Genomic DNA, 26,922 nt, shown 5'->3' with positions numbered 1-26,922 from the left:
TTTCACGTGACGCTTTCAATCAAGGGCCGGTTCGTCGCCATGGTTCTGACGGCTGCTGCCATCATGATGGCTGGTACCGCATTTGCTTTCTATACGTTCCGCCAGGCCTTCATGGAGAAGATCGGCACGCCTTCGGGCGCGCAGGAATTTCTGACCGGGAATGTCGCAGGCAAGATCGACGGCCTTATCATGGATCAGATGATCACCATCGGTCTCGTGGTGTCGCCCGTCGGGCTGGCCTTCCTGGCTTTCGCGCTCATTCTGGCCGTAGGGCTGGCACGGCCGATGACCCGGCTTCAGAACGGCCTCGACATGTTGTCAGAAGGCAATCTCGACATCCAGATCGAAGGCGCTCAGCGCAGCGACGAGATCGGAGCCATCGCGCGGTCCGTGACCGCCTTTCGGGCCAATCTTGCCGAGCGTGCCAAGGAGCAGGCCAGGCAGGAGCTGGCCCACCAGGAAGCACTCAGCGATGAGCGCAAGGCGCTGATGCAGGATGTCGCGGATGATTTCGAAAAATCCGTCATCGGTGTGGTGTCCGCTCTGTCGAACGCGGCCAAAAGCGTCGAAGGCAATTCTGCCGATCTCAACAAGGCGGTTAATTCCTCCATGCAGGCTGTGCGGGAAGTGCATGAGGCAACATCGGAAGCGAGCAGTTCCGTCGCTTTCGTGACGAATTCGGCGGACCGGCTGTCCGGTTCGCTGAGCCGTGTGCGCGAAGATGTCGACCAGGCAACGGACATTGCCAGCACCGCGGTCGCGGAAGCCCGGAAAACCGACGAGATTGTCGGCCGTCTTGCGGAAACGGGCCGGGCCATTGGCGAAATCGTTGAGCTGATCAGCCAGATCGCGAGCCAGACCAATCTGCTTGCGCTCAATGCGACCATCGAGGCTGCACGTGCCGGTGAGGCCGGGCGCGGATTTGCCGTCGTTGCCAATGAGGTCAAGGCTCTGGCGGAACAGACGACCCGTGCCACCGAGGACATATCGGCACAGGTGACCGCCGTGCAGGAGGTGGCCGAACTTTCCGAAACCGCCATCCGTTCGATCGCCGAAACGATTGGTCGTGTCAGCGAGATTTCCGGGAAAATCCGCGAAGCGGTCGAGGAACAGACGACGGCCACTCGCGAGATCAGCAGCAATGCCCTGACGGCACGGTCCAGTTCCGACCAGGTCGCTGAAAACGTCGACACCTTGAGCGACGTAATGGAAACCAGCCGGACGGCAACGGAAGAGATGAACGGGGCCGCCGCAGAACTGGGCCAGTTGTCCAACAGCCTTCAGGAACAGGTGCGTCAATTCCTTCAAAGCGTGCGGGCTGCCTGACGGAGAGGCTCGGCATGCTTAGATTATCGTCATAAATACCAATGCACTAATAAAATAATTTGCAGTTTAGAGTTTGGTTCAGCTTTGCTCTCGTAGAGTAAGAGCAACTAAATATCTGGGCTGCAGACAAGACATGGCGGAATTCTTAGCGAATGTGCCGGAGCAACATCTACTGTTCGTACTGGGAATCGGTCTGGCTTTCCTGGCCGCGGCGTATTTTTGTGGGCGGAAACTGAGCGGAAATGCCACCTCCTCCAACGTTTCCAGGTTCGGCAACGACGCTGCGATCCTTCAACTTGTTGTGGAGCACGCCCACGAAGGCCTGGTCATGCAGGACATCGACGGGCGCATCGAATGGACCAATCCGGCCTATTCCCGGATTACTGGTTTCAGTGCGGAGGAGATTCGCGGTCGACGGCCCCAGGAATTTATCTTGCCGCCGGAAAGCCAGCTGTCCCCGGAGGAGATTGAAACCTTCCGCTTCGATTTGACGAAATTCCGGTCCGGAACGGAAGAGCTGATCCTCAACCGTCGCAAGAACGGCGAGTATTTCTGGAACCAGCTCACGTTCGCTGTCGTTGAAGGGAAGACGCCGGAAGAGACAAAGATCATTCTCATTTGCCGGGATGTGACCAGCCAGGTTGAACATGTGAAGGAGCTGGAAGAGGCGCGCACCCGGTTGAAGCACCAGGCGGAACACGATGACCTGACCGGCGTTGCCAACCGGGCCAAGCTGAATTCCTACCTGAAAGAACGCATTGCGGCAGGCACGGCGGGCGACACCCGTATCGGTATCATTCATTTCGATCTCGACCACTTCAAGGATATCAACGATAGCCACGGCCACGGCGCCGGAGATAGCGTGCTGCGCCATGCGGCAATGGTGATGAGCTGCGTTCTGGGCGAGAAGGGACTGGTTGCACGTATCGGCGGAGACGAATTCGTTGCTGTGGTCGCAGATCCGTCCGGCCCGGGGGAAATGGAAGATCTGGGCAACCGGATTCTGGAAGGGCTGTCCAATCCCGTCCGGGTGGATCGTGACGAATTGCGCGTTGCCGGCAGTGTCGGGCTTGTGCTGGCCGACGCTTCCACCGCGAGCGCGTCCGAGCTTATGAATTGCGCGGATATCGCGCTTTACGCAGCCAAGCGTTCCGGCCGCAGCCAGATCTCCTGGTATACAGACGCGCTCGGCGCGGCGCATCGCCACCGGCGCATGATCCAGGCACAGCTCGATGAGGATCTCGAAAACGGCGGTCTGTCGCTGATGATGATACCGCAATACGATCTGGAGAACCGGCGGATCGTCGGATACGAGGTGGCTACCTGCTGGCTTCACCCTTCCGAGGGCCTTGTCGACCCGGTCAACCTTCTCTCAACGCAGGAAGATGCCAAGAGGATTGCCCAGATCGAGTGTTTTGCGCTGCGCGAGGGCCTTGCGCAGGTCAAGCGCCTCAGGGAATTGTCGAATACGGGGTTCTTCCTGTCGCTGAACCTGAGCGGTGCCAGCCTGAAAAAGGACGGTTTCGTCGAGCAGCTTCGGGACGCCGCCGTTGACGCGGGTTTCGCAACCAGCGACATCGTGGTCGAGCTGGACGAAAAAATCATTCGTTTCGATGAGCCGGACGGACTGGCCGGAGCCGTCGACCTTCTGAAAGGAATCGGCTGCCGCGTCGCGCTGGACAAGTTCGGTAGCGGGCATGGCGGTGCCGGTCAGCTCATTTACCTGAACGTGGATCAATTGAAGCTGTGTCCGTTGCTCATAGCCGGCCTGGAAGACAACGAGGAAAAACGGAAACTGGTACAGTCCGTGATCAGGCTTTCCGGCAATCTGGGCGTGAAGATTTCGGCGGCGGGGGTCGATACCGCAAAGCAGGTCGATCTGCTCAAGCAATTCGGATGCACAACAGTGCAGGGCAAGGTGATTGCCGACCCGCTATCGCCGCATCAGGCGGAAATTCATATGCGCGAGTTCGAACTGCTGGAACATCAGTCGTAAGCCGTCTGCGGTGAGGGGCGTATGCCGATCTGTGGCGAATGGGCAACAGATGGTATTTCGTGCTGCAAATTGACGCATTTTTGCTTTTCAAGTTCTCCGAAAGCAGGTACCAACATTGCCAGTCAACTCATGGTGGTTGACTTTGTTTCCCCAGCAGCCGCCCGGCTGCGCAACCAGGAGGGCACTAAATGACAGATCGTTGCATGATCCACCCATATGCCGCTCTCCAGGGTTGCCGAGGTGTCACTGTCTGCTTCCGCTAGGAAGCCACAGCCCTTCTTCAATTTCCTGACTTTGCGGTGATCGGCTGAAGCCGTTCCACTCGAGCTGCATGCGCTGCCGCGCGTGTCTGCCGTCACCACGTTCACGATCCCATTTCGGAGATGATCCGATGTCATTCCATTTCACGCCGGACCTGTCCCCAGCGACAGGCCGTCCGGATATTGAGGTGTCTTTACCGGAAGAGCCGCGACAGGCTTTCTCGCGCCGTGTGATGCGGGCCACTCTGGCCGCCGGCGTCTTTCTGGGAACCACCTTCGCTATTGCCGTTCTGTTCTTCATTCCGGTGATTGTCTTCAATCTGAGCCGGATCGAGGCTCTGGAAATCGCCGGACGTCATATCCCGGTGACGCAGTTTGCCGATGAACTTGGCGCACTCTTCTGGGGCACCTTCATTGTGGCTCTGGCCTTTACAAGCTTCGTTGCCAGTCTTCTGCTGTTTGCGACTGGCAAGATCATTCGCCCGCACAGCAAACCCGTTCACACCGACGATGCCTTGGTGCATCTCAATGTGCTGCGGTTGAGCGGGGCCGAGAGGTAATCATGTTCGAGCGTTTCGAAAAACTTGTAGACCCCTTCGAGAAAACGGTTCTGGAAGTGCCTCCGAAGGGCTTCTGGGCATTCTGTTGGTACTATACCAAACCTGTCTGGCCGATCCTGGCTGGTGTCTCTGTTCTGGGGGCGCTGGTCGCCATCACGGAGGTGTATATCTTCACCTTCCTGGGCGATCTCGTCACCTGGCTGGAGAGGTCCGATCCGGACACCTTCGTCAGCGACAACTGGCGTATGCTTGTGTTCATGCTGGTCATACTGCTGGTGTTCCGCCCGCTGCTGGAGGTCGCCTGGCAGTTGCTGTTCCACCAGGGACTGATGGGCAACTATCCGATGTCCATTCGCTGGCGCGTGCATCGTTATCTGCTGCGCCAGAGCGTGTCTTTCTATCAGAACGACTTCGCCGGCCGGATCGCCACCAAACTGATGCAGACCGCGCTCGGTGTCAGGGAGGTGGTTTCCCGGATGGCCGATATCATGGTCTATGTCGCCGTGTACTTCACGGCGGCGGTGGTTGTGGTGGCCGGGGCTAATCTGTGGCTGAGCCTGCCGTTCCTGGTCTGGATCTGTGCCTATCTGCTGACGATCCGCGTCTTCATTCCCAGGCTCCGGGATGTCTCGAAGCGACAGGCAGATGCGCGGTCGGTGATGACCGGTCACGTGGTTGATGCCTATACCAACATCACCACGGTGAAACTGTTCTCCCATGCGGAGCGTGAAGAAGCCTATGCACGCGATTCCATGCTGGGTTTCCTCAAGACCGTCTTTCTGCAGATGCGGCTGGTGACAGGGCTGAATATCGTCCTGGTGTTCATCAACATGCTGCTGCTGACCTCCATCGGCGGTCTCGCAATCATTCTGTGGCAGGCCGGAACGGTGACTATCGGCGAAGTCACGATTGCCATCGCCTTCGTGCTGCGTCTTCAGGGGATGTCCCACTGGATCCTCTGGGAACTTGCAGGTCTGTTCGAGAACATCGGCACCGTGCAGGACGGCATCTCGACCATTTCGCGCGAACGAGAGGTGATGGATGTCAAGAACGCAAAGACGCTGACGGTCGACAAGGGGGAGATCCGTTTCGACGGCATCCGGTTCCACTACGGCAAGGAAGCCGGGGTCATCGACGATCTCAGCCTGACGATCAAGCCGGGAGAGAAGATCGGTCTGATCGGCCGTTCGGGTGCCGGCAAGTCGACGCTGGTCAATCTGCTGCTGCGTTTCTACGACCTGGAAGGCGGCCGGATCCTGATTGACGGGCAGGACATTGCCAATGTCCGCCAGGATGACATCCGGACAGAAGTTGGGGTCGTGACGCAGGATACGTCGCTGCTGCACCGCTCGATCTTCGATAACGTGGCCTATGGCCGTCCGGACGCGACGCGGGAAGAGGCGCTGGCCGCACTTGAAAAGGCGCATGCCCTGACCTTCGTCGACGACCTGGAGGATATGGAGGGCCGCAAGGGTCTCGATGCCCACGTCGGTGAACGGGGTGTGAAGCTGTCCGGTGGTCAGCGCCAGAGGGTGGCCATTGCACGGACCCTGCTCAAGGACGCGCCGATCCTGGCTCTCGACGAGGCGACATCCGCGCTCGATTCCGAGGTGGAACTGGCCATTCAGGAAAGCCTGTTCGATCTGATGCAAGGCAAGACGGTGATTGCGATCGCACACCGGCTGTCCACGATCGCAGCCATGGACAGGCTGATCGTGATGGACAAGGGTCGAATCATCGAGGAGGGGTCCCATCAGGAGCTTCTGGAGCGTGGCGGGCTTTACGCACAGCTCTGGGAGCACCAGTCCGGAGGCTTTCTGTCTTCGGTTCAGGCCGCCTAAATCCAAAGACCAATGGCAAGAGCGGGATTCAATCGCATTCCGCTCTTGCACTCATTCCCCAAAAAAGGGCAGAAAAGCGGCGCGGCGGTGGATTTGCCTGCGACATATGCGTTTTGAGGCGTTTGTTGAACTGGACAAGCGTTTCGAAGGGTGCAAAAAGACAAGCCGCTTGGCCGGTGCGGAATAGCCCGTACCCGGCCCCCGATGAGCCCGGCATGGTTCCGTTCCCTTCTTGGGCAAGAAGGGGCCTCGGACGTGATGCGGGCTTTCGGTACAGGTTGAACAGGTTTCGAGAGGACGCGACCTTGGCACATACGGATCAGGCGGAACCGACCCGCCGCGATTTCCTCTATATTGCGACCGGCGCCATGGGCGTCGTTGGCGCTGGCGCGCTGGCATGGCCGTTCATCGATCAGATGAACCCGGATGCCTCCGCATTGGCTCTGGCTTCCATCGAGGTGGATATCTCTGCCGTGGAAGAGGGGCAGTCTATTACAGTCAAATGGCGCGGGAAGCCGGTATTCATCCGCAACCGTACCGAAACGGAAGTGGAAGAAGCCAAGGCTGTTCCGCTGGACGAGTTGAAGGATCCGCTTGCGCGGAACTCCAACCTGCCGCCAGATGCCGAGGCTTCCGATGCCAACCGTGGCGTTGAGGGAGACGAAAAATGGCTCGTCCAGGTTGGTATCTGTACCCACCTCGGCTGCGTGCCGATCGGCAGCTCCGGCGACTTCGGTGGCTGGTTCTGCCCGTGCCACGGCTCTCACTACGACACTGCCGGCCGTATCCGTAAGGGCCCGGCTCCCGAGAATTTGCTGATTCCGCCGCTCGAGTTCGTCAGCGACTCGACGATCAAGATCGGCTAACGGCATAGATTTTTAGGAGACAGCCATGGCTGGACATTCAAACTATGTACCGCAGAGCGCTGCGGCAAAGTGGCTGGAAAGCCGCCTGCCGGTGATTTCGCTCGTACGCGGCTCTTTCGTTGATTTCCCGACGCCGAAGAACCTGAACTACTGGTGGACCTTCGGTGGCATCCTGTTCTTCGTGCTGATCTCGCAGATCATCACCGGTATTGTTCTGGCGATGCATTATACGCCGAGCACCGAAGCAGCCTTCAACAGCGTTGAGCACATCATGCGCGACGTGAATTTCGGCTGGATGCTGCGTTACCTGCACTCCAACGGCGCGTCGATGTTCTTCATCGCCGTCTACATCCACATTTTCCGGGGTCTCTACTACGGCTCCTACAAGGCACCGCGCGAGATCTCCTGGATTCTCGGCGTGATCATCTTCCTGATCATGATGGGCACCGCCTTCATGGGTTACGTGCTGCCGTGGGGCCAGATGTCCTTCTGGGGCGCGACGGTTATCACCAACCTGTTCTCGGCCATTCCGCTGGTCGGCGAAGAAATCCGCACCTGGCTGTGGGGTGGTTTCGCGGTCGACAATCCGACCCTGAACCGCTTCTTCTCGCTGCACTATCTGCTGCCGTTCATGATCTTCGGTGTCGTTATCCTGCACGTGTGGGCCTTCCACACCACGGGCAACAACAACCCGACGGGCGTGCAGCCGAAGACGAAGCAGGACACGGTTCCGTTCCACCCGTACTACACGATCAAGGACCTGTTCGCGATCGTCGTGTTCATGGTCCTGTTCGCATGGTTCGCCTTCTACGTGCCGAACTACATGGGCCATCCGGACAACTACATCGAAGCAAACCCGCTCGTGACGCCGGCGCACATCGTTCCGGAATGGTACTTCCTGCCGTTCTACGCGATCCTGCGTGCTATCCCGGACAAGCTCGGTGGTGTTGTCGCCATGTTCGGTGCAATCGCGGTCCTGTTCGTCCTGCCCTGGCTGGATACGTCCAAGGTTCGCTCCGGCACCTATCGCCCGCTGTTCAAGCAGTTCTTCTGGATCTTCGCAGCCAACGCCGTTGCGCTTGGCTACCTCGGTGCAATGCCGGCTGAAGGTACCTACGTTCTGCTCGCCCGGGTCTGCACCGCCTACTACTTCGCCCACTTCCTGATCATCCTGCCGATGCTCGGGTTCCTGGAAAAACCGCGGCCCCTGCCGGCCTCGATTTCCGAAGCGGTTCTGAAGGGCGGAGCCGGCAAACCGGCTGGTGCCACTGCAGCACCGGACACGAAGTAACGCGGCCCGGATCAGGAGTTAATTGAGACAATGAGCACCATGATCAAAATGGTTCGTTCCTTCGCTGCGGTGGCGGCTGTCGCCATCGCGACCCCGGCCTTCGCGGCAGGTAACGCTCCGCACATCGAGCGGCAGCAGTGGTCCTTCTCTGGTCCCTTCGGTTTCTATGACCGTGGCCAGTTGCAGCGCGGCTTCAAGGTCTACCGGGAAGTCTGTTCTTCCTGCCATGGCCTGAAGCAGGTTGCTTTCCGCAACCTCGCCGATGAAGGTGGTCCGAGCTTCACCGAAGAGCAGGCCAAGCAGATTGCTTCGGAGTATACGGTCGAGGACGGCCCGAACGACGACGGCGACATGTACGAGCGTCCGGGTATCCTGGCGGACAAGTTCCCGTCTCCGTTCCCGAACGAGCAGGCAGCCCGCGCGTCCAACGGTGGAGCTTACCCGCCGGACTTCTCGCTGCTGGCAAAGGCCCGTGCGGGACACCGCGGTTTCCCGTGGTTCGTGTTCGATGCCTTTACCCAGTATCAGGAGCAGGGCCCGGATTACATTTATGCGCTTCTCACCAGCTATCCGGAAGAAAACCCGGAATGTCTGGGCGAGGACTTTTCCGGCAACTTCAACCCGGCATTCCTGGGTGGATCCGTAACGGCTGAAGCCTGTGCACATGAGCACCTGACCGGTGGCCCGATCGGCATGGCTCCGCCGCTGTCCGACGAGCTTGTGGAATACACAGACGGCACGCCGATGACGGTCGACCAGTATGCGCATGACGTTTCCGCATTCATGATGTGGGCCGCCGAGCCGCATCTGGAAGAGCGCAAGAAGATCGGCTTCCGGGTCATGATCTTCCTGATCGTCTTCGCCGGTATGCTCTACTTCACGAAGAAGAAACTGTGGCGCAACGTTGAGCATTGATTGATTGCCGCCTAAGTGCATGATGAAAGCCGCCGGACATTCCGGCGGCTTTTTCTTTGAGGGGTAATGCAATGCGCCGTGCATTGATGTTTCTGGCAATCCTCCATCTTCCTCTCCCCGCAAATTCGCAATCGGCCGCAACCCATATGGTCGAAGTTCTGGACATGCAGATTGCCATGCGCGCGGCGCTGCGCGCGGTCGAGGTCTGCAGCGAAGCCGGCTTTCAGGCCGGGGCGTCCGTGGTCGACCGCTTCGGTGTCGAACAGGTCACTTTGCGCAGCAACATGGGCGGTGCGCATGTTGCCGAAACCGCTCGCCGCAAGGCCTGGACCGCCGCATCCTTCAATCTGCCCAGTTCGGATCTTGGTTCGCTCGCCGGACCGGGCGGAGAGGCCAGTCTTGCAGCTATTCCCGGGGCGTTGCCTCTGGGTGGGGGGCTGCCCATCGTCTCGGCGTCAGGAATACTGCTCGGAGGGATTGGCGTTGCCGGAGGCGGTGGCGGTGAGAACGAGGCGAAATGCGCCAAGGCCGGGCTTGACGCTATCGCGGATCAATTGAAATAAACCACGCTGACGCGGGCCGATGTCCGCCGGAATTGATTTTTCAACCTGTTTGGAGCGGTTATGGCAGACGCAGTATTGGGCATTATCGGCGGGTCCGGCATTTATGACCTTCCCGGGCTGGAAAACTCCGAGTGGATCGCCGTCAGCAGCCCGTGGGGCACACCGTCCGACGACGTGCGCATCGGTACCATCGACGGTCTCAAGGTGGTGTTCCTGCCCCGGCATGGCCGCGGTCACGTCTATTCGCCGACCACGATCAACTACCGCGCTAATATCGACGTCATGAAACGGTGCGGTGTCACCGACCTTCTGTCCGTATCCGCGTGCGGGTCTCTCAAGGAAGAGCATGCGCCCGGCACCTTTGTTCTGGTCGATCAGTTCATCGACAGAACCTTTGCGCGGGAAAAGAGCTTTTTCGGCACCGGCTGCGTTGCTCATGTGTCGATGGCGACCCCGGTCAGTCCGAAGCTGGTTGACGCTGTTGCCGCCGCGGCGCAGGCGGAAGGCCTCGCCTATGCTAAGGGCGGAACCTATCTGGCCATGGAAGGCCCGCAGTTTTCTTCGCTGGCGGAAAGCCGGCTCTATCGCTCCTGGGGGTGCGACGTCATCGGCATGACCAACATGCCGGAAGCAAAGCTTGCTCGTGAAGCAGAGATTTCCTACGCGACCATTGCGATGGTCACGGATTACGACAGCTGGCATGCGGACCACGGTGAAGTCGATATCCAGGCAATTATCAAGGTTCTGCATGACAACGCGGAAAACGCGCAGCGGCTTGTCGCCCGTGTGGCGCGGGATCTGCCGCGGGAGCATCAGTCCTGTCCGGCCGGGTCCGACACGGCACTGGAATTCGCGATGATGACAGCCCCGGACAAACGCGATCCGGCGCTGGTCGCCAAGCTTGATGCCGTCGCAGGACGTATCCTGAAACGGACCTAACCTCGTGCAGGCCGCGAAAGTGGCTGGCATAACCCCTTGAGACAAAGCGAAATTGCTTCGACCGGCAGGTCAAACTTGCTATAACCACCGGCCGGGGCTGATGCCCGGAACGAATTTAACAGAGAGATATCCCGATGACCGCACAGACCATCCAGGATGAACTTGTCAGTGCTATCCGCACGATCAAGGACTATCCGAAAGAGGGCATCCTGTTCCGGGATATCACGACCCTGCTCGGCGATGCCCGTGCATTTCGCCGGGCTGTCGATGCGCTGGTCCAACCCTGGGCCGGCTCAAAGGTCGATCAGATTGCCGGCATCGAGGCCCGCGGTTTCATTCTCGGTGGCGCGGTTGCGCACCAGGTGTCCGCCGGTTTCGTTCCTATCCGCAAGAAAGGCAAGCTGCCGCACGAAACCGTCCGGATAGCCTATTCCCTGGAATACGGCCTCGACGAGATGGAAATGCACAAGGACGCGATCAAGCCGGGCGATCGGGTGATCCTTGTCGATGACCTGATTGCGACCGGCGGGACCGCCGAGGCGGCCTGCAAGCTGCTGCGGTCCATGGGCGCCAATATCGAGGCAGCGTGTTTTATCGTCGACCTGCCGGACCTGGGCGGTCGCAAGAAGCTGGAAGCCATGAACGTTCCCGTGCGTACGCTCGTGGAATTTCCGGGTCATTAGGTCTGTCATGGCGGGAGGAGCCGAGGGCAGGGACGTGACACCGGACTTTTCAGCAAAATTTCAGAAGGACTTTGAAACCCTTCTGAAGTGGCGACGGGACGTGCGCCGTTTCAAGCGCGAGCCGTTGCCGGACGGGGCGCTTGATCATCTGCTGCAACTGGCCGACCTGGCGCCCTCCGTCGGCAACAGCCAACCCTGGCGGATCGTGGTCGTGGACAGCCCCTCGGCTCGTGCGGGGATCATCACGAGCTTCGAAGCCGAGAATGAAGAGGCTGCGAAGACCTATACCGACGACAAGGCGCTTAGCTACCGCCAGCTGAAGCTGGCCGGGCTGAAGGAAGCACCGGTCCACCTCGCAATCTTCTGTGACGACGACCCGGAACAGGGGCACGGACTTGGCCGCATGACCATGCCGGAGACACTCGCCTATTCCACGGTCAGCATGATCCACACTTTCTGGTTGGCCGCGCGCGCGGAAGGAATTGGTGTCGGCTGGGTGTCGATCCTCGATCCGGACGCTGTCACCGAAGCCCTTCAGGTTGACGCAGGCTGGCGCCTCGTGGCTTATCTATGCGTCGGTTATCCGGAAGAAGAGCATATCGATCCGGAGCTGGAGCGAGCGCGTTGGCAGGCACGCACGCCACTGGCATCCCGTGTCATTCACCGCTAGAGCATCCTGCGTTCCGATGATCGCAGAAAAGATGTTTGCAATCTATGGAATCGATCAGCGTCTGGCTGTTCAGTTGGTTCCGATTGAACAGCCACTGATCTGGAGGCAGGGCAGACCATGAGCGTGATCATCCGACGGATCAACGAGGAAGACAAGGAAGCTGTGTTCCAGCTTCTGGCAGACCGGTGGGCAGGTCCGGAAATGCTTCTGGACGGCGAGATCGTCGACGCATCGAGCTTGCCGGGGTATGTCGCCTACGCGGGCGACGACCTTGTGGGGCTCGTCACGCTGATCAAGCGGGAAACCGAATGGGAAATCCTGACGCTGGATTCGCTCAGCCGTTGGGGGGGAACCGGAACGCTGCTGCTGAATGCGGTGGTTGACGAGGCAAAGGCGTCCGGCATCAACCGGTTGACCGTCCGTACATCCAACGACAACCTCGACGCCTTCCGCTTCTATCAACGCCGCGGATTCCGTCTGGAACGGGTTGCGCAGGGTGTCATCGATGCGGAGCGCGAAAAGAAGCCGGAAATCCCGCTGCGCGGCGACTACGGCATCGAAATCCGCGACGAGGTCCTGTTCGCCCGCAGCCTCTGAGGGGCAGGCATAATCTCTCCCTGTTCATCTATTCATCCGTCAGTGATGGTCAGCGGGACGCAGGGCAGCTTTGTGCTTATTCCTGCCGCACGATGGCGCCGAGGGCATTGACCACGAGCCTTGAGGCCGTCAGGGCGGTCAGGCCGTCGATATCGTTCGGCGGATAGAATTCGACCAGGTCAAACCCCGCGATCTTTGCCCGCCTGCCCAGACCTGCAATCAGATCGATCACCTGTGTGTAGGTGAGCCCACCGGGCGTGCGTGCCGCGACGCCCGGCATAACGGCGGGGTCGAGACCGTCGCAGTCCAGTGTGACGACGCAGCGCGCGCCTTGCGGGATATGCTTCAAGGCGGCAGCAGCGCCCTCGGCGTGGATGTCTCGGGCGGTGACGAAGCGGCTGCCATAGCGCTGTGCTTCCTCTATTTCGTTGCGGCCGGCACTACCGACCGCACGCAGACCAACCTGCACCAAGCCCGCCACATGCGGCATTTCGCTGATCCGGCGCATCGGGCTGGAATAGCCATAGCGCTCCCCGTCAACTTCGTCGCGCCAGTCGATATGGGCATCGATCTGAAGGACCCAGACGGGCGGCTGTCCGCCAAAGGCCGTGAGAAAGGGGATGGGGACGGAATCGTCACCGCCAAGCAGAATCGGTACGGCGGGCAGGGCCAGGATCGAGCGCGTCTGTGCCTCGATCCGTGCCCGGTTGCCCGCGTTGTCATGCATCACGGTTTCGACATTGCCGATGTCTGTGCAGCAGGCCGGAGTGCCGGCAAACAGCGGTCCGCCCAGATCAAAATCCCAACGATCGACAAGGGCGGCATCTTCCTGACTGGCCACGCGGATGGCGTCGGCTGCCCCGGCATACCCCTTGCTGTCCCTGCCGGGGTAAGTGCTGCCGTGCCCGGCGCCGAAGATGACTGCACGTGGCGTCCGGTTTTCTGCAAGATGTGCGGGAAAGTCGAGAAAAGGCACTCGGTCGGTCCTGTTCGGTTTCCAGAGGGTGGCACAAGGCGGAAAGAGCTGTTTCCGGGACGGGCGAGAACGCCGCTCGATGCCTGGCGGCATCGGCACCAGCTTACCTCAAGACCGGTTCCGGCCAAAGATGCCGGACGAGAAACCGGCTCCCGCTTGAGGAACTGAGGATAGGTGTCGAAATTTGCATTGCGGCGCACAATAGTTATACTTGGTCATTCCCAAGTTCATTTTTCCTGAACGGAAAAATTCCGCACGTTTGTGCTCAGAATTCCTGAGGAGGATAATTTATGCCTGTAGCCAGGTCCTTGGAAACGGCTGAGGAAATTTCAGATATTGCTTTCGGTTTTATGGGCTCCAAAGCTCTTTTTTCTGCACTTCATGTAGATTTGTTTTCGCTTCTTTCCGAAAAGACCTTGTCTCCAGACGAAGTTGCTCGGAAAAGCGCACTTGATCTTGATCGCGCTACAACCCTTCTGACCGCTCTTGCCAGCCTGGGGCTGGTGCGCCGGGATGGAACGGGCTTCACCAATTCCCCCGCTGCCGAGGCGTTTCTGGTGAAGGGCCGTAAATATGATTTCGGCGACTATCTGCGGTTTCAGATCGACAAGCAGATGTATCCTTTCATGACGCAGCTCAACGACGCCTTGACCGACAGTCTGGAGGACGACCAGGTCGCCTCTTACGAGGCCTGGTTCAGCGACCCGGAAGAGGCACGGCTTTATTCCAGGTCCCAGCATGCCGGGTCGCTCGGACCGGGACGCGGGCTTGCCAAGCTAGTTGATCTGTCCGCTGCCAAGCAGTTGCTGGATGTCGGCGGAGGCACCGGGGCCTTCTCGATCTCGCTTTGCAAGGCGTATCCGGGGCTGCGATCAACCGTTCTGGATTTTCCGAATGTCGCCAAGGTGGGCGAAGAGTTCATTGCCGAAGAAGGCCTGCAGGATCGCATCCGCTATGCGCCGGGCAATGCCCTGAAGGACACGTGGCCGGACAGTGCAGACGCAGTGCTGATGTCCTATCTTTTTTCCGGCGTGCCGGGCGCGGCCATTCCCGGGCTTGTGCGCAAGGCGTTCGAGGTTCTGACGCCGGGCGGCGACTTCATGGTGCATGACTTCATGGTCGACGAAAACCGCGACGGACCGAAGCTGGCAGCGCTCTGGCAGTTGCAGCACACCGCCTTCAACCCGGAGGCACGGTCGATCACGAGTTCCTACGTTGCCGGCTTGATGGAAGCCGCCGGCTTCACGGATATCGCGGTTGAAGTGATGATCCCGGGAATGACGATGCTGGTGCACGGGCGCAAGCCGGAATAGCATCGCGCGGCAAACTGCGGCAAATGGGCATGATGTCCGTTTGCCGCAGTGCCTGCAGCAGCCAAACGGATTAGGGACAAAGTCTACGTGTTTTCCCTAAGATCCGGAGACGAGATGTCTGCTTCATCTGCCCCCAAGGAAGTCCTGGTGCTACGGCTGCTTCTGGCCGTGCCCATCTTGAACCTGTTTCTCAAGGAAGCGCTTTATGGCGCGGAAGATGCCAAATACTGGTTCATCGCCAATCTCGCGATGATCTGGGCGGTGTCGATCTATGCCTTCGGATACCCGGCCATTATCCTGCCCGCGCTGACCCTGGTGCCGATGGCGTTCCTGTGGATCCTGGACGTCTGCCGCTAAACATGCCGAGTGTGCGACGCACGGCGGCACAGGACTGCCAACCGCAAAGCGTGCTGCCGTCTTGAAAGACGCAGCACGCTTTTGTGTTTCAACAAGGCTGGTTGACGACCAGGCTAGCCCTTGCGGCGTTCGACGAACACTGTGCCCTTGAAGGAGAACACCAGCGTGCCATCCTGATTGAAGGCCTGCATGTCGGAATGAACGAGGCCCCAGTCCGGACGGCTGCGGCTTTCGGTCTTGCCGGTCACGACGCGCTGGTATCGCAGTGTATCGCCGACGAACACCGGTCTGATCCACTTGAGATCTTCGAAACCGGGTGAGGGGCCAAGTTTGGCCGGTGTGTGCCCGGCGGCGAGGGCTTCTTCCTGAAGAGCCTGGTGACGGGTAACCCAGAGCTTCATGAACACGGCTGCCGTGTGCCAACCGGAGGCGCACAGTCGTCCGAAATGGGTTTTTGCCGCAGCCTCCTCGCTGAGGTGGAAAGCCTGCGGGTCGTATTTTTCCGCAAATCGCACGATGTCTTCCCGGGTGAATGTGTATTCCCCCAGTTCAAGCGTGTCGCCGGCTTTAATATCTTCAAAAAAGGCACTCACCGGGAGACCTCCCGTCTTGCGAACAGGTTCGGGTTTTCCCACACGAGCACTTCAGAGCCGTCCTGGTTGTTTGCCGTCACGCGGATGTTGACGAGGCCAAGGTCCGGTCTCGAGCGCAAGTCTCTTGTGTCGAGCACTTCGACCCTGGCTGTCAGGCAGTCACCGGGATATACAGGGCGCTTCCACTGCAACTTGCTGATGCCCGGAGAACCGCGGCCGCTTGTCTTGTTCAGGAGGTTTTCCGCAAGCAGGCGCATCACCATCGAGCCGGTATGCCAGCCGGATGCGGCGAGACCGCCGAGGATGGATGCTTTTCCCGCTTCTTCGTCGAGGTGAAACGGCTGTGGGTCGAACTCGGAGGCGAAATCGATGATTTCGTCCCTGCTGACGGTAAGGGAGCCTAGCTCGAAGACCTGACCTGGTTCGAAGTCTTCAAAATAAAGGAGATCAGTCATGAATTCCGGTGGGGTTGGCATCTCGCGGAAACGCGATGAGCCGCGTTTCCGCCTCGAGATTGGATCGGTGAGATCAGTCGTAATAGATCTCGTTATCGTCCATGTAGACATTGCTGGCTTCGCAGATGTCGATGTCGATCGGATCGTCGAGCACTTCGGTATCGTCATCCACCAGCCAGCCGACCTGGAAGGTCTGCTCGCAGTTGCCGGTGTCTGCCGTGAACTCGGCTTTCGCATTTTCGCCGGGCGAGAGCGGACCGGACAGCCAGTTGTCCGACCAGCCGTCGCCGTCGTTGGTGTAGAAGCCAACGACAACGTTGTCTTCAGTGTTGTTGTAGATCTGGAAGTACCCTTGCGAGCCGGTTCCTTGCGCGAGGGCGGCGGTCGCCGACGCCAGAACGGCAAGGCCAAAAGCGGCAGATTTCAGTAGCTTCATAGCACGTTTCCCCGGTGGGCAGCCCGGCTGCCCGACAGTATTGCGCTCAGAAGCTAGTCGCAGCCGTATCGGAAGTAAAACGAAATCCACCGGTCTCGGGCCATGTGCGAAGAGCCGGTCAGACCTTCACGTATTTGCGCCAGTTGTGCTCCTCCTCGAACCCCAGAACCTCGCGGATCTTGCGGTTGGAAAAGAGGGCTTCATGCTCGCCAAGTTCCCGGCTCAGCGGCACGTTGGGGAAGAAACGCTTGAGGATTTCCGCGTTTGGAATATCAACGGAATTCGTGTCGTTGCCGGCATTGAAGACCTGAAAACCGAGGCCGTCCTTTTTCAGGCAGCGGTCGACGATCTGGCCGAGGTCGCGGGCGTCGATATAGCAGAAGATGTTTCTGCGGCGCTGCGCGGGATTAGCGAAGAAATCCGGGAACCGGTCATATTCGTGCGGCTCGATGACGTTGCCGATCCTGAGGGCGTAGATGTCGAACCCGGAGCGGCGCTGGAAAGCGCGAGCGGTCTGTTCGTTGACCACCTTGGAAAGACCATAGCTGTCCATCGGGTCGACATCGTAGTCCTCTTCCACGGGAAGCACCTTCGGGTCGACCACGCCATCGGCGAAACAGACGCCGTAGGTGGTTTCCGACGAGGCAACCACGATCTTGCGGATGCCGAGTTTCACCGCGGCTTCGATGACATTGTACGTGCCGATCGTATTGACTTCGAACGTCCTGTTATCCGGATGAATGAGAATGCGCGGCACGGCGGCGAAATGCACCACGGCATCGAAGGACGGCACGCCATTGCCCGGTTCCAGCTCGTCGAAATTGGCGTAGCTGGTCATGACGTTGAACATCTCACCGGAGGAGGTGATGTCGGCAATGAGGTTGTCGACACCGGGGTGGTCGAGCGGCGTGAGGTCGACGTTGACGACACGATGTCCCTGCGCCAGCAGATAGGGAATGACGTGCCGTCCGGCCTTGCCCGAACCGCCGGTAAACAGAATGCGCTTTTGGGTGGTCATGGTTCGATTCCTCCAGTTTTTGAGTTGCGTACATCATGGCCAAACCGGCACGGGAAACCAGTGCCTGTTTTGTTTTTCTGAAAGAAAGACCTTCTCCGTTTCAAGCAACCTGGTGAGGCGCAGCCAAGTCAGCAAGATTTATCAAAAAACATGGTGCTAGGGTCCCTTCAATCGAACGGGGCCAAGACATGACCAATCACGAAAAGCTCACACTCTCACTGCGGGACAACGGCTACGTCCGTCGCTTCACACGGGTGATCGAATACATCTATGCGAACCTCGACCATGATCCCGACCTTGCAACCCTTGCCGAGGTCGCAGCGCTGTCGCCCTCACATTGGCACAGGGTCTGGCAGTCGACCTATGGCGAATCCATCTTCGCGACGGTCAAGCGCCTGCGCCTTCACCGGGCCGCTGGTGACCTTGCGTACACGGATCTTGCCTTGCCGGTTGTCGCAAGACGGGCCGGTTACGGCAGTCTGGAGGCCTTCTCGCGCAGTTTCAAACAATCCTACGGCCAGACGCCGAGCACATATCGCACCTCCGTATCGTCGCGCCGGTTCCAGCCGGCTCATGGCGGTGCGTCTCTCCCCAAACAGAAAGGACCTGCCCAGATGCATGACGTAGCCATCAAATCCCTTCCGTCGGAGACCCTGGCGGTGTTGCCGCACCGGGGCGCCTACATGGAAATCGGCAAGGCCTTCGAAAAGCTTGTCGGCATTCTGGTGAGTCGTCAGTTGATCGGCCAGACCGGTGCGATGAAGGCGCTTTACTACTCCGACCCGACCCACGTTGCGGAAGATGATCTGCAATCGGCTGCCGGGGTCGTCGTCGGCGACGGGTTTCCAGACGTCAGCCCGCTGGAGAAACGGAAAACACGGGCTGGCGACTATGCGGTGCTTCGCTACAAGGGCCCCTATGCCGACATGAAGTGGGCCTATGAGTGGTTATACGGCGAATGGCTGACGCAGTCGGGCCGCGAGCCGGACGATGCGCCTTGTGTGGAGATTTATCTCAACAACCCGCGCGACACAGCCCCGGCCGATCTCCTGACCGATATCTGCCTGCCGTTGAAACCGGCGGCCTGAGACGAGCGGTTCTGCCCAAACGCATCCAGGGTTCACGGCTTCGCCCTTCGGAACAGCGCTTAACGCTTCCTCGGGGGAGGTCGTGAGACCGCCCGTGCGCTCTGGGTGCTTTCGGCCTCAAAGAGGCCAGAACAGCAGGATGGCCGGGATGCTGACGGACAGGACAAGGATCTCGAGTGGCAGGCCCATGCGCCAGTAGTCGCCAAAGCGATAGCCGCCCGGTCCCATGATGATGGTGTTGTTCTTGTGGCCGATCGGTGTCAGGAACGCGCAGGAGGAAGCCACGGCCACCGCCATCAGGAACGGATCGGAGTTCACCTCAAGTGAATTGGCAATTTGAACAGAGATCGGTGCGGCGATCAGGCAGGTTGCCACGTTGTTCAGAAAATCCGAGAGCGTCATCGTCACCACCATCAGGACAGCGAGGGTAACCCAGGCCGGAGCTGTTGAGGTGAGGGAGAGAATGCCGTCGGCAATCAGCTGGGCGTTGCCGGCTTCCTCGAAGGCCTGCCCGAGCGGGATCAGTGAGCCGAGCAGCACGATCACCTTCCACTCCACGGACTGGTAAACCTCCGAACCGCTTATCAGGCCTGTGGCGGCATAGAAAACCACGCAGGCAGCCAGTGCGACAGGAAGATAGGCAAGGCCGGCAACGGCTGCGGCAATCGCTACGGCAAAGCCGGCAATCGCCAGCCAGGCCTTGTTGCGCTGGATGACGCCGGTCTTGCGTCCTTCCAGTGGCAGAACGCCAAGCCATGTGCACGCATTTTCAAGCCGTTCCGGGGTGCCCAGCAGCAGGAGTACGTCACCCGGGCGTATCTGTTCGTGCCGGACGCGTTTCTGCACGCGGCGGCCCTGCCTGGAAATGCCGAGCAAGGTGACGCTGTGGCCGTAGAGGAGGCGCATGTCGAAGCTTGACCGGCCGATGACACGGGCGTTGTCCGGCGCGATGGCCTCGATCAGGGACAGCGCGTCGTTGTTGAGACCACCCTTATGCTGTTCGGATCCGGCGAATTCCAGCTTGGCGGCCCCCATGAAGGCCTCGATGGCCTTGGGGTCACCTTCCACGAAAAGATAGTCGCCGGTCTTGATCGCTTCACGGCGGGCAAACCCGCGAACGCGCCGGCCGTTGCGAATGAGACCAATGATGGCAACATCCTTCTCGTCGGCCACGGGGTAAAGGTCGCCCACTGTCAGAGGCTTGTCCTCCGAGATTTCTCCGACCTTCAGTTCCGCCGCATAGAGGCTTTCGGCCAAGGCGTCCTGCTTCGGCTTGTCGCGGAAATGGCGCGGCAGCAGACGCCAGCCGAAGAGGGCGACAAACGCAATGCCGGTGACCGCGACCACGAGGCCGACCGGGGCAAAATCGAACATGGAAAAGGGCGCGCCGAAGGCATCCGAACGGTACTGCGCAATGACGATATTGGGCGGGGTACCGATCAAGGTGATCATGCCGCCGAGAATGGTGGCAAAGGACAGCGGCATCAGGGAAAGACCGGGTGAACGTTCCGCTTTCTTGGCCGCTTCCACATCGAGCGGCATGAGCAGCGCCAGCGCAGCGACATTGTTGATGATCGCCGACAGGCTGGCTCCAACAATGGCCATGAGGCCTATGTGTCGTGACAGGCCCCGCGAAGCGGAAATCACGACACCTGCAATCAGTTCCACAGCCCCCGAGTTCATCAGACCGCGCGAGACGACCAGCACGAGGGCAATGATCATGACGGCTGAATGGCCGAAGCCGGAAAAGATCTCTTCGGATGGCACCAGACCCAGAAACGCCCCCAGGATCAGTGCGCCGAAGGCAACAAGGTCGAAGCGGATACGGCCCCAGACCAGCAATGCGAAGACGGCGCCGAACAGGACAAACAGGGCAATCTGGTCAAATGTCACGAACAGGCTCCGGCAAAGACTTCAAAATCCGGGTTCGACCTGAACATGGCGGACCCGCAATCTCAAGACCACTTAAAGGACTTGGTCCGTCTTCCTTTGCATTTCCGGCCGAACGGAACTGGACAGTTCCGTCACCGGAGAAACCGGGACCACGACTTCTAAACACGGAATGCCGCAAAAAGGTTCCGCAACATTCAGGAGTATAAGAAGACCTGCATGCAGAGATAGTGACCAGGTCCGGGAGACGGCTGGTCTCCGAGCCTCGTCAATGCGGTGTTGCTGGTGACGTCAGGAAGAGCGGGCACACGCCCGCCGGGGCCTGTCAGACGACCCTGACGGTCAGCTCCGGCAAGCCGTCGATGGTCGCCAGCATGAGATCGCCGCGCTGGACGGAGCCGACACCCGCGGGGGTTCCGGTCAGGATGACGTCACCCGCGCCTAGCTGGAATAGTTCGGACAGCTTGGCGATGATTTCCGGTATTTTCCAGATCAACTGGTTGAGATCGCCTTCCTGACGAAGCTCTCCGTTTACCCTGAGTGCAATCCGACCCTGGTCGAGGAAACCGCTGTCCGCTGCCGGCATGATCTTGCCTATGGGGGCGGAGTGTTCAAACGCCTTGGCGGCTTCCCATGGACGCCCGGCTTTCTTGGCTTCCGCCTGAAGGTCGCGGCGGGTCATGTCGAGGGCGACCGCATAGCCGTAAACATGTTCCAGTGCGCTGGTAGCGGGAATGTTGCGCTTGCCAGATTTCAGAACGACCGCCAGTTCGACCTCGTGATGCACGTCGCTGGAGAGGGGCGGATAGGGAAATTCACCGGAAGGATCAAGGTTGTCCGAGTTCTTCTGGAAGAAGAATGGTGCTTCCCGGTCAGGGTCGTGGCCCATCTCGACGGCGTGGGCAGCGTAGTTGCGGCCAACGCAATAGACCCGGCGAACTGGAAAACCCTTCTGGCTTTCGCTGACAGGCAGGATCGTGGGAAAGGGGGCCGGAATGACGGTCGACATCGCAGACACTTTCGAGAATTGACGAAAGCCTGCTTGTACCGGGTTCGGGATCGGCCTGTCGAGCGCGACTTGCGACACCGGCCCGTTTGTTAGCGCCGGGGCGAACGATGCCGGTCAGATCTGTAGCCGGGCTGACACCGGATCGTCGATATCCACCCGATGGGCAACCAGGGCCGCCAATGCCAGGCGCAGTCCTTGCGCTGCGGTTTCCGCCGACATGCTCGGAGTTCCGAGATTGGCTTCCAGCGCGGCAACTTCCGGCAATTGCGGCAGGTGGATCCAGCCGGCAGGAAGGGAACTTCCGGTGACCGCCAGATGGTGCAGGATACCGTAGAAAAGGTGGTTGCAGCAGAAGGTTCCAGCCGCGTCTGAAATATCCGCCGGAATGCCGCCCGCACGCATGGCCTTGACCATGGCGCGAATCGGCAAGGTGCTGTGGTAGGCCAGTGGGCCGTCTGCAGCTGTCGGCTGTCCCTGCAGGTAGACGCCCGCGTTGTCTTCAAGGCCGTAGTGGGTGGAATCGTTGAAATTCTGCGCCAGCCGTTCGACGGTCACTGTCGCCCTGCCACCATATTCGCCCAGCATGACGACAGCATCCGCCTGCGTTTCGGCGAGCGCCGCCTTCACCGTGTCGATGCAGACGAAGAAGGTGTTTGGAACGACCCGGGAGACGATCCTGGCGCCCGCCACCATCTCGCCGTCGAGACGCAGGGCGACCTGTTCGGCAGGATTGACCGGGGTCGCACCGAAGGCTTCGAAACCGGTTAGCAGGATGGTCTTCATGCCCTGGGTCGCGCGGGTTCCAGCTCCGGTTGGCATTCCTCGGCACTGCCGGCATCAACCGTGGGCATGAACCAGATGACCACGAAGGCCAGAAGGCCAGCAGCGATCATGTAGAAGGCCGGTGCGAGCTGCAGGTGGGTCTTGTCGATCAGGTAGGTCGCGATCAGCGGCGCTGTGCCGCCAAAAAGCGCCAGTGGGATGTTGTAGCCGATGGAATAGCCGGTCACGCGCACTGACTCCGGAAACTGTCCGACCATGGCGGCCATGAGCGGCGCGAAGTAGGTGGACAGGATAACGGCCATCCCGAGCTGACCAAGGACGACCATGACGGGGTCGGGATGATGGATCAGCCAGAACATCGGCAGCGCAAAGACAGCCACACCTCCCGACCCGAAAAGCAAAAAGGTTCTTCGATCGAACCTGTCTGCCAGGTAGCCGACAAGGGGCAGCAGCAGCATGAACACCACCATGACGCTGGTGTTGATCGTCAAGGCACGGCTTTCCGTGAACTTGACGTAATCGACCAGATAGGAAGTGAGATAGACGAATGTCAGATAGAAACCGACGCCGTTCAGGATATTGCAGGCAATCGTCCGCAGCAGGGCCGGCCGGTGATTGCGCATAATTTCGCCAACGGGTGTGCTTACGGGGTCGTGCGGGGAAGGTGGCTGATCCCTTTCCTCCGCCTTGGTGCCGCTGCGGATCATGAAACCGGTCAGACCAACCAACAGGCCGAAGGCGAAGGGGAGGCGCCATCCCCAGCTTCCCAGATCGTCCGCCGGCAACAGGCCCGTTGCCAGTGCCGCTACGCCGGACCCGAGCAGAATGCCGAATGTTGCTCCGACCAGCGCCCAGGAAACGGTGAAACAGCGATGTTTCGGCGGTGCGATTTCGTAGAGATAGACCGTCGATCCGGTGTATTCGCCGCCGACGGAAAGACCCTGCAGCAACCGGAGCAGCGTCAGCAGTACGGGTGCGGCAACGCCGATCTGGTCATAAGTCGGCAAGAATGCAATGAGCGTCGTGGGAATGGCCATCAGGGCGACGGACAGCAGAAGAGCCCGGCTTCGACCTGCCCTGTCGGCGACATGTCCGAGAACCAGACTGCCGATGGGGCGCATCAGGAAGCCCGCTGCAAACACACCGAAGGTGCTGATCAGGCTAACGGTCGGATTGTCGCTCGGGAAAAACTGCTGTGCAAGGATCGGGGCAAGATAGCCGTAGACGGCAAAATCGTACCATTCCAGCGTATTGCCCACAGTCCCCGCAACAAGTTTGCGGATCCTGGTGTCGCTACGTCCCCCCATCGGGCCCTCCTTCAGGTCGATTACCCGTCAATCCGGGCAATCCTAGAGGAGATGTCTTTATCTTCCGTTTCGGTGGCGTTGCCGAAGAAAGTGGCCGGGTGGTGGAGGATCGAAGGCGGGAACGCGCAGGCAGCTTCAGGCAGCCTGCGCACAGGTTTCGTCAGGTGTTGAACTTGAACAAGAGGACGTCGCCGTCCTTGACCACATATTCCTTGCCTTCGTCGCGGGCCTTGCCTGCTTCCTTGGCCGCGGTTTCGCCGCCAAGGCCGACGTAGTCGTCATAGGCGATGGTCTGTGCACGAATGAAACCGCGTTCGAAATCCGTGTGAATGACGCCGGCAGCTCCCGGGGCCTTGGTGCCCTCGGTGATGGTCCAGGCGCGCGTTTCCTTCGGGCCAGCGGTGAAATAGGTGATCAGCCCCAGCAGGCCGTAGCCTGCGCGGATCAGCCGGTCGAGGCCGGGTTCTTCCAGGCCGATGGTCTCCAGAAACTCTTCCTGCTCTTCCTTGTCGAGCTGAGAGATTTCGGCCTCGATGGCAGCGGAGATGACAACAGCGGCAGCGCCTTCCGCCTTCGCCTTTTCAGCCACCTTGGCGGAGAGGGCATTGCCTTCTCCCGCAGAAGCTTCATCGACGTTGCAGACGTAGAGCACAGGTTTGGCTGTGAGCAGGTTCAGGCCTTGAAGGATCTTGGCTTCATCCGCACCGGAAACTTCCAGCATGCGGGCGGGCTTGCCATCCTGCAGCAGCGCCAGCGCGGCTTCCATCACCGGCAACACGGCCTTGGCTTCCTTGTCGCCGCCAGTGGCTTTTTTCTTCAGCGGCGCGATGCGGCGCTCAAGGCTTTCCATGTCGGCGACCATGAGTTCGGTCTCGACCGTCTCGGCATCGGCGATCGGGTCTACAGTGCCTTCCACATGGGTGATGTCGTCATCTTCAAAGCAGCGCAGCACGTGGGCGATGGCATCAACTTCGCGGATGTTGGCCAGGAACTGGTTGCCCAGGCCTTCGCCCTTGGACGCGCCGCGCACAAGGCCGGCAATGTCGACAAAGGTAATGCGCGTCGGAATGACTTCCTTGGAGCCCGCAACGTTGCGGATCGCATAGAGGCGCGGATCAGGAACGGCAACTTCGCCCGTGTTCGGCTCGATGGTGCAGAACGGATAGTTGGCAGCTTGTGCTGCCGCCGTTTTGGTAAGCGCGTTGAAGAGCGTGGACTTGCCGACATTCGGCAGTCCGACAATGCCGCACTGGAAACCCATGGGAGTTCGCTTTCGGTTGGTCTTGAGACTTTGCAGCGCTAAATGCCCGAGCCGGGTCACGAGGTCAAGGCTTTGGCGGAGTGCGGAGGGGTGTTTGTCAAGAGCGTGTCAGGATGAAGCTGTAAAAGGAAAGCCCTCAGCCAATGTGATCCGGCTGGAAGCTTCCCTCCGATTGTTTATCGGTTATAGTCGAAACCGTGTTTTGGGCGATTGTTTTAGGAATTGAGACGCGATGATATTCAGTCGCAGGAGACACGGGTTGCTGTGCGCGTTTTCCAGCCGCCTTTTTGCCGCTCTGGCCCTGGTGCCTCTGTGTGCCACCCTTCTGCCGGCGGGGCAGGCCACCGCGCAAAACTTCAATCCACGCGACCTGACCGGCCTTCTGGGTGACACGCCTATCGATCCCGCTCTGTTGGAGGGCGTCGGGCAGGTAAATGTCACGCGGGCTTATATTCCAGATGCCATCGACCTGTCGCCGATGATGCCGCCGCCCTTGCTGCAGACCTATGGCAGTTGCGTCTCCTATGCCATCGGCTATGCCATGCGGGGTTATTACGCGGCCCTGGAAAACAATGTCGAGCCGGGCAACCGCACCTTCACGCCGAGCCCGGCGTTTCTGCATTCGCAGATCCGCAACCGGAAGGAAGCCTGTGAAACCGCCGGAAGTCATGCGCTTCTGGCGATGTCCTATTTCAAGGGCAACGGCTCTCCCGACCAGGACGACATCCCTGACGCCGCAATGTGTTCGGAGCGGGTGGAATACGCAACGACGGCCCCCGACAGGTTCCGCATTCGCGACTTTCTGTTTGTGTTCGATAAGGGCCGCCAGCGCCGCAACGCAACTGACCGGGATCTCGATGCGATCAAGCAGCAACTTGCTGCAGGAAACCCCGTGGCGACCGGGTTCCTGATGGTCGGGGTGGTGCCGTCCTCGCAGACCCCGGACGGAGTGACGCTGCAATATCTGAAATCGGGCGAGATCTATCAGGGGTCTTTCGGACGTCACAGCGGAGCAGCCGGAGGCCATCAGATGGTGTTTGTCGGTTACGACGAACGGCGTCAGGCCTTCCTCGTCCAGAACTCCTGGGGGCCTTACTGGTCCGGCGATGGTTATGGCTGGATCAGCTACGAGGCGACGAAGGCGGACATGCACAACGCGTCGGTCATGCGGACAGCCATCGTGCCGCCACGTCCCGTCCCGGGGCTCCATAGAACCGACCGGGACAATGTGGTTGCCTTTGCCGGGGATAGCTGCAGCAGTCTTTATGTGAGCGAAGATACGCCGGACGGCATGCCGTTGCTGGCCGGTTTCGTGAGTACGCAGGAGGCGCTTCAGAAACTGGAGGCGGAGTTTCCACCAGAGCAGCTTCAGAAAATCGATGTCAGGCCGTGGCCGGTGTGCGAAGCGTTGAAGACGCTTGCCCGTCCGTTGGCGGAACCGTCACGCCCGCGCATCCGTCTTCTCGCAGGCAGCGCGGATCTCCGCTACGGGGATTCGCTGGCATTCGAGGTGACGGCGCCGGATTTCGCCTCGTTTCTCTACATCGTCTATCTGCAGGCGGACGGTACTGTGGTGAACCTGCTGCCGCGCCGCGGACCCGTACGCCAGCAGGTCCAGTTCGGTGACCGTTTCGTCTATGGCGACGGTCGCCATGGGCGTCAGAAATTCACGGTGCAACCGCCAGCGGGGTCTGAAGCCATTGTCGTGATTGCTGCTCATAGCCCCATTATCCAGCTGGAAGAGCTGGAAAACGGCGGTTCGGGGCAGTTCTCCATGCCGGTGAGTGCTGAAGGCGGCTCCGGTACCGCAGATGACAGATATTTCCTGACGGCGTTGCGGGCAGGGATGGCCGAGCGGCCGGATGAAATGAGCCTGCCGCGCGAGATATCAGCGGCCGTCCTTCATCTGACGATCCGGGAAGAGTGACA

General features: G+C 59.8%; 26 protein-coding genes. 16 read left to right on the top strand and 10 right to left on the bottom strand.

Annotated features, from left to right (window positions below; genetic code table 11):
• The first annotated feature begins 6 nt into the window (after positions 1 to 6).
• The 12 genes from ACYQ54_RS06670 (at position 7) to ACYQ54_RS06615 (ending at position 12,507) form a co-directional block, all read left to right on the top strand.
• Positions 7 to 1,326, top strand: coding sequence for a methyl-accepting chemotaxis protein (locus tag ACYQ54_RS06670; protein ID WP_460080488.1), 1,320 nt, complete (start codon positions 7 to 9; stop codon positions 1,324 to 1,326).
• 133 nt (positions 1,327 to 1,459) lie between these two features.
• Positions 1,460 to 3,322: a putative bifunctional diguanylate cyclase/phosphodiesterase gene (locus tag ACYQ54_RS06665; RefSeq protein ID WP_460080486.1), complete on the top strand. Its 1,863-nt coding sequence runs from the start codon at positions 1,460 to 1,462 to the stop codon at positions 3,320 to 3,322.
• 391 nt (positions 3,323 to 3,713) lie between these two features.
• Complete coding sequence (locus tag ACYQ54_RS06660; protein WP_460080484.1) at positions 3,714 to 4,142, top strand: hypothetical protein; 429 nt, start codon at positions 3,714 to 3,716, stop codon at positions 4,140 to 4,142.
• A 2-nt stretch (positions 4,143 to 4,144) separates the two neighbouring features.
• Positions 4,145 to 5,983, top strand: coding sequence for an ABC transporter ATP-binding protein (locus ACYQ54_RS06655; protein WP_460080482.1), 1,839 nt, complete (start codon positions 4,145 to 4,147; stop codon positions 5,981 to 5,983).
• A gap of 305 nt (positions 5,984 to 6,288) precedes the next feature.
• Positions 6,289 to 6,849, top strand: coding sequence for a ubiquinol-cytochrome c reductase iron-sulfur subunit (gene petA / locus ACYQ54_RS06650; RefSeq protein ID WP_460080481.1), 561 nt, complete (start codon positions 6,289 to 6,291; stop codon positions 6,847 to 6,849).
• A 25-nt stretch (positions 6,850 to 6,874) separates the two neighbouring features.
• Positions 6,875 to 8,140 carry a cytochrome b gene (locus ACYQ54_RS06645; RefSeq protein ID WP_460080479.1) on the top strand — a complete coding sequence of 422 codons (1,266 nt, stop codon included), beginning with the start codon at positions 6,875 to 6,877 and terminating at the stop codon, positions 8,138 to 8,140.
• A 30-nt stretch (positions 8,141 to 8,170) separates the two neighbouring features.
• Positions 8,171 to 9,055, top strand: coding sequence for a cytochrome c1 (locus ACYQ54_RS06640; protein ID WP_460080476.1), 885 nt, complete (start codon positions 8,171 to 8,173; stop codon positions 9,053 to 9,055).
• Between the two features lie 71 nt (positions 9,056 to 9,126).
• Positions 9,127 to 9,618, top strand: a complete 492-nt coding sequence (locus ACYQ54_RS06635; RefSeq protein WP_460080474.1) for a GlcG/HbpS family heme-binding protein — start codon at positions 9,127 to 9,129, stop codon at positions 9,616 to 9,618.
• A gap of 60 nt (positions 9,619 to 9,678) precedes the next feature.
• Positions 9,679 to 10,557, top strand: coding sequence for an S-methyl-5'-thioadenosine phosphorylase (locus tag ACYQ54_RS06630; protein ID WP_460080471.1), 879 nt, complete (start codon positions 9,679 to 9,681; stop codon positions 10,555 to 10,557).
• Positions 10,558 to 10,691: 134 nt separating this feature from the next.
• Entirely contained in the window at positions 10,692 to 11,240 is a 549-nt protein-coding gene (locus ACYQ54_RS06625) for an adenine phosphoribosyltransferase (protein ID WP_460080469.1), read from the top strand.
• 7 nt (positions 11,241 to 11,247) lie between these two features.
• Positions 11,248 to 11,910, top strand: a complete 663-nt coding sequence (gene bluB / locus ACYQ54_RS06620; protein WP_460080468.1) for a 5,6-dimethylbenzimidazole synthase — start codon at positions 11,248 to 11,250, stop codon at positions 11,908 to 11,910.
• Between the two features lie 117 nt (positions 11,911 to 12,027).
• Entirely contained in the window at positions 12,028 to 12,507 is a 480-nt protein-coding gene (locus tag ACYQ54_RS06615) for a GNAT family N-acetyltransferase (protein WP_460080467.1), read from the top strand.
• Between the two features lie 76 nt (positions 12,508 to 12,583).
• Here ACYQ54_RS06615 and ACYQ54_RS06610 read toward each other — a convergent pair whose 3' ends face one another.
• A complete protein-coding gene (locus ACYQ54_RS06610) occupies positions 12,584 to 13,483 on the bottom strand; it encodes an agmatinase (protein WP_460080464.1) in 900 nt (299 codons plus the stop codon).
• Positions 13,484 to 13,773: 290 nt separating this feature from the next.
• On the opposite strand from ACYQ54_RS06610, the gene ACYQ54_RS06605 reads away from it, so the two are divergent.
• A complete protein-coding gene (locus ACYQ54_RS06605) occupies positions 13,774 to 14,796 on the top strand; it encodes a methyltransferase (protein ID WP_460080462.1) in 1,023 nt (340 codons plus the stop codon).
• Between the two features lie 114 nt (positions 14,797 to 14,910).
• Entirely contained in the window at positions 14,911 to 15,153 is a 243-nt protein-coding gene (locus ACYQ54_RS06600) for a hypothetical protein (protein ID WP_460080459.1), read from the top strand.
• Positions 15,154 to 15,266: 113 nt separating this feature from the next.
• On the opposite strand, the gene ACYQ54_RS06595 is transcribed toward ACYQ54_RS06600, so the two are convergent.
• The 4 genes from ACYQ54_RS06595 to ACYQ54_RS06580 all read right to left on the bottom strand — a co-directional run bounded on the left by ACYQ54_RS06595 (position 15,267) and on the right by ACYQ54_RS06580 (position 17,655).
• Positions 15,267 to 15,746 carry a MaoC family dehydratase gene (locus tag ACYQ54_RS06595; protein ID WP_460080457.1) on the bottom strand — a complete coding sequence of 160 codons (480 nt, stop codon included), beginning with the start codon at positions 15,744 to 15,746 and terminating at the stop codon, positions 15,267 to 15,269.
• Positions 15,743 to 16,201: a MaoC family dehydratase gene (locus ACYQ54_RS06590; RefSeq protein ID WP_460080455.1), complete on the bottom strand. Its 459-nt coding sequence runs from the start codon at positions 16,199 to 16,201 to the stop codon at positions 15,743 to 15,745. Before ACYQ54_RS06590 ends, ACYQ54_RS06595 begins: the two co-directional genes overlap by 4 nt.
• 73 nt (positions 16,202 to 16,274) lie before the next feature.
• Positions 16,275 to 16,637: a hypothetical protein gene (locus ACYQ54_RS06585; RefSeq protein WP_460080453.1), complete on the bottom strand. Its 363-nt coding sequence runs from the start codon at positions 16,635 to 16,637 to the stop codon at positions 16,275 to 16,277.
• Positions 16,638 to 16,755: 118 nt separating this feature from the next.
• Positions 16,756 to 17,655 (bottom strand): NAD-dependent epimerase/dehydratase family protein, encoded by a 900-nt coding sequence (locus ACYQ54_RS06580; RefSeq protein ID WP_460080450.1) that lies wholly within the window; start codon positions 17,653 to 17,655, stop codon positions 16,756 to 16,758.
• A 188-nt stretch (positions 17,656 to 17,843) separates the two neighbouring features.
• Here ACYQ54_RS06580 and ACYQ54_RS06575 point away from each other — a divergent pair, with 188 nt between their 5' ends.
• A complete protein-coding gene (locus ACYQ54_RS06575) occupies positions 17,844 to 18,743 on the top strand; it encodes an AraC family transcriptional regulator (protein ID WP_460080448.1) in 900 nt (299 codons plus the stop codon).
• Positions 18,744 to 18,860: 117 nt separating this feature from the next.
• Here the strand turns inward: ACYQ54_RS06575 and ACYQ54_RS06570 are convergent, their stop codons facing one another.
• From ACYQ54_RS06570 to ychF, 5 genes are all read right to left on the bottom strand, one after another.
• Positions 18,861 to 20,636 carry an SLC13 family permease gene (locus ACYQ54_RS06570; protein ID WP_460080445.1) on the bottom strand — a complete coding sequence of 592 codons (1,776 nt, stop codon included), beginning with the start codon at positions 20,634 to 20,636 and terminating at the stop codon, positions 18,861 to 18,863.
• A 322-nt stretch (positions 20,637 to 20,958) separates the two neighbouring features.
• Positions 20,959 to 21,642, bottom strand: coding sequence for a fumarylacetoacetate hydrolase family protein (locus ACYQ54_RS06565; RefSeq protein WP_460080443.1), 684 nt, complete (start codon positions 21,640 to 21,642; stop codon positions 20,959 to 20,961).
• Positions 21,643 to 21,756: 114 nt separating this feature from the next.
• Entirely contained in the window at positions 21,757 to 22,461 is a 705-nt protein-coding gene (pcp, locus tag ACYQ54_RS06560; protein ID WP_460080441.1) for a pyroglutamyl-peptidase I, read from the bottom strand.
• Positions 22,422 to 23,732 carry an MFS transporter gene (locus ACYQ54_RS06555; RefSeq protein WP_460080440.1) on the bottom strand — a complete coding sequence of 437 codons (1,311 nt, stop codon included), beginning with the start codon at positions 23,730 to 23,732 and terminating at the stop codon, positions 22,422 to 22,424. The genes pcp and ACYQ54_RS06555 overlap by 40 nt, the downstream gene beginning before the upstream one ends.
• A gap of 160 nt (positions 23,733 to 23,892) precedes the next feature.
• On the bottom strand, positions 23,893 to 24,993 hold the full coding sequence (gene ychF, locus ACYQ54_RS06550; protein WP_460080437.1) for a redox-regulated ATPase YchF: 1,101 nt from the start codon (positions 24,991 to 24,993) through the stop codon (positions 23,893 to 23,895).
• Positions 24,994 to 25,252: 259 nt separating this feature from the next.
• On the opposite strand from ychF, the gene ACYQ54_RS06545 reads away from it, so the two are divergent.
• Entirely contained in the window at positions 25,253 to 26,920 is a 1,668-nt protein-coding gene (locus tag ACYQ54_RS06545) for a C1 family peptidase (RefSeq protein ID WP_460080435.1), read from the top strand.
• Positions 26,921 to 26,922: the final 2 nt, after the last annotated feature.

The organism is Roseibium sp. LAB1, from assembly GCF_054658235.1.
The sequence above is the reverse complement of the archived record's forward strand: the minus strand, read 5'-3'. Positions and strand labels throughout refer to the sequence as shown.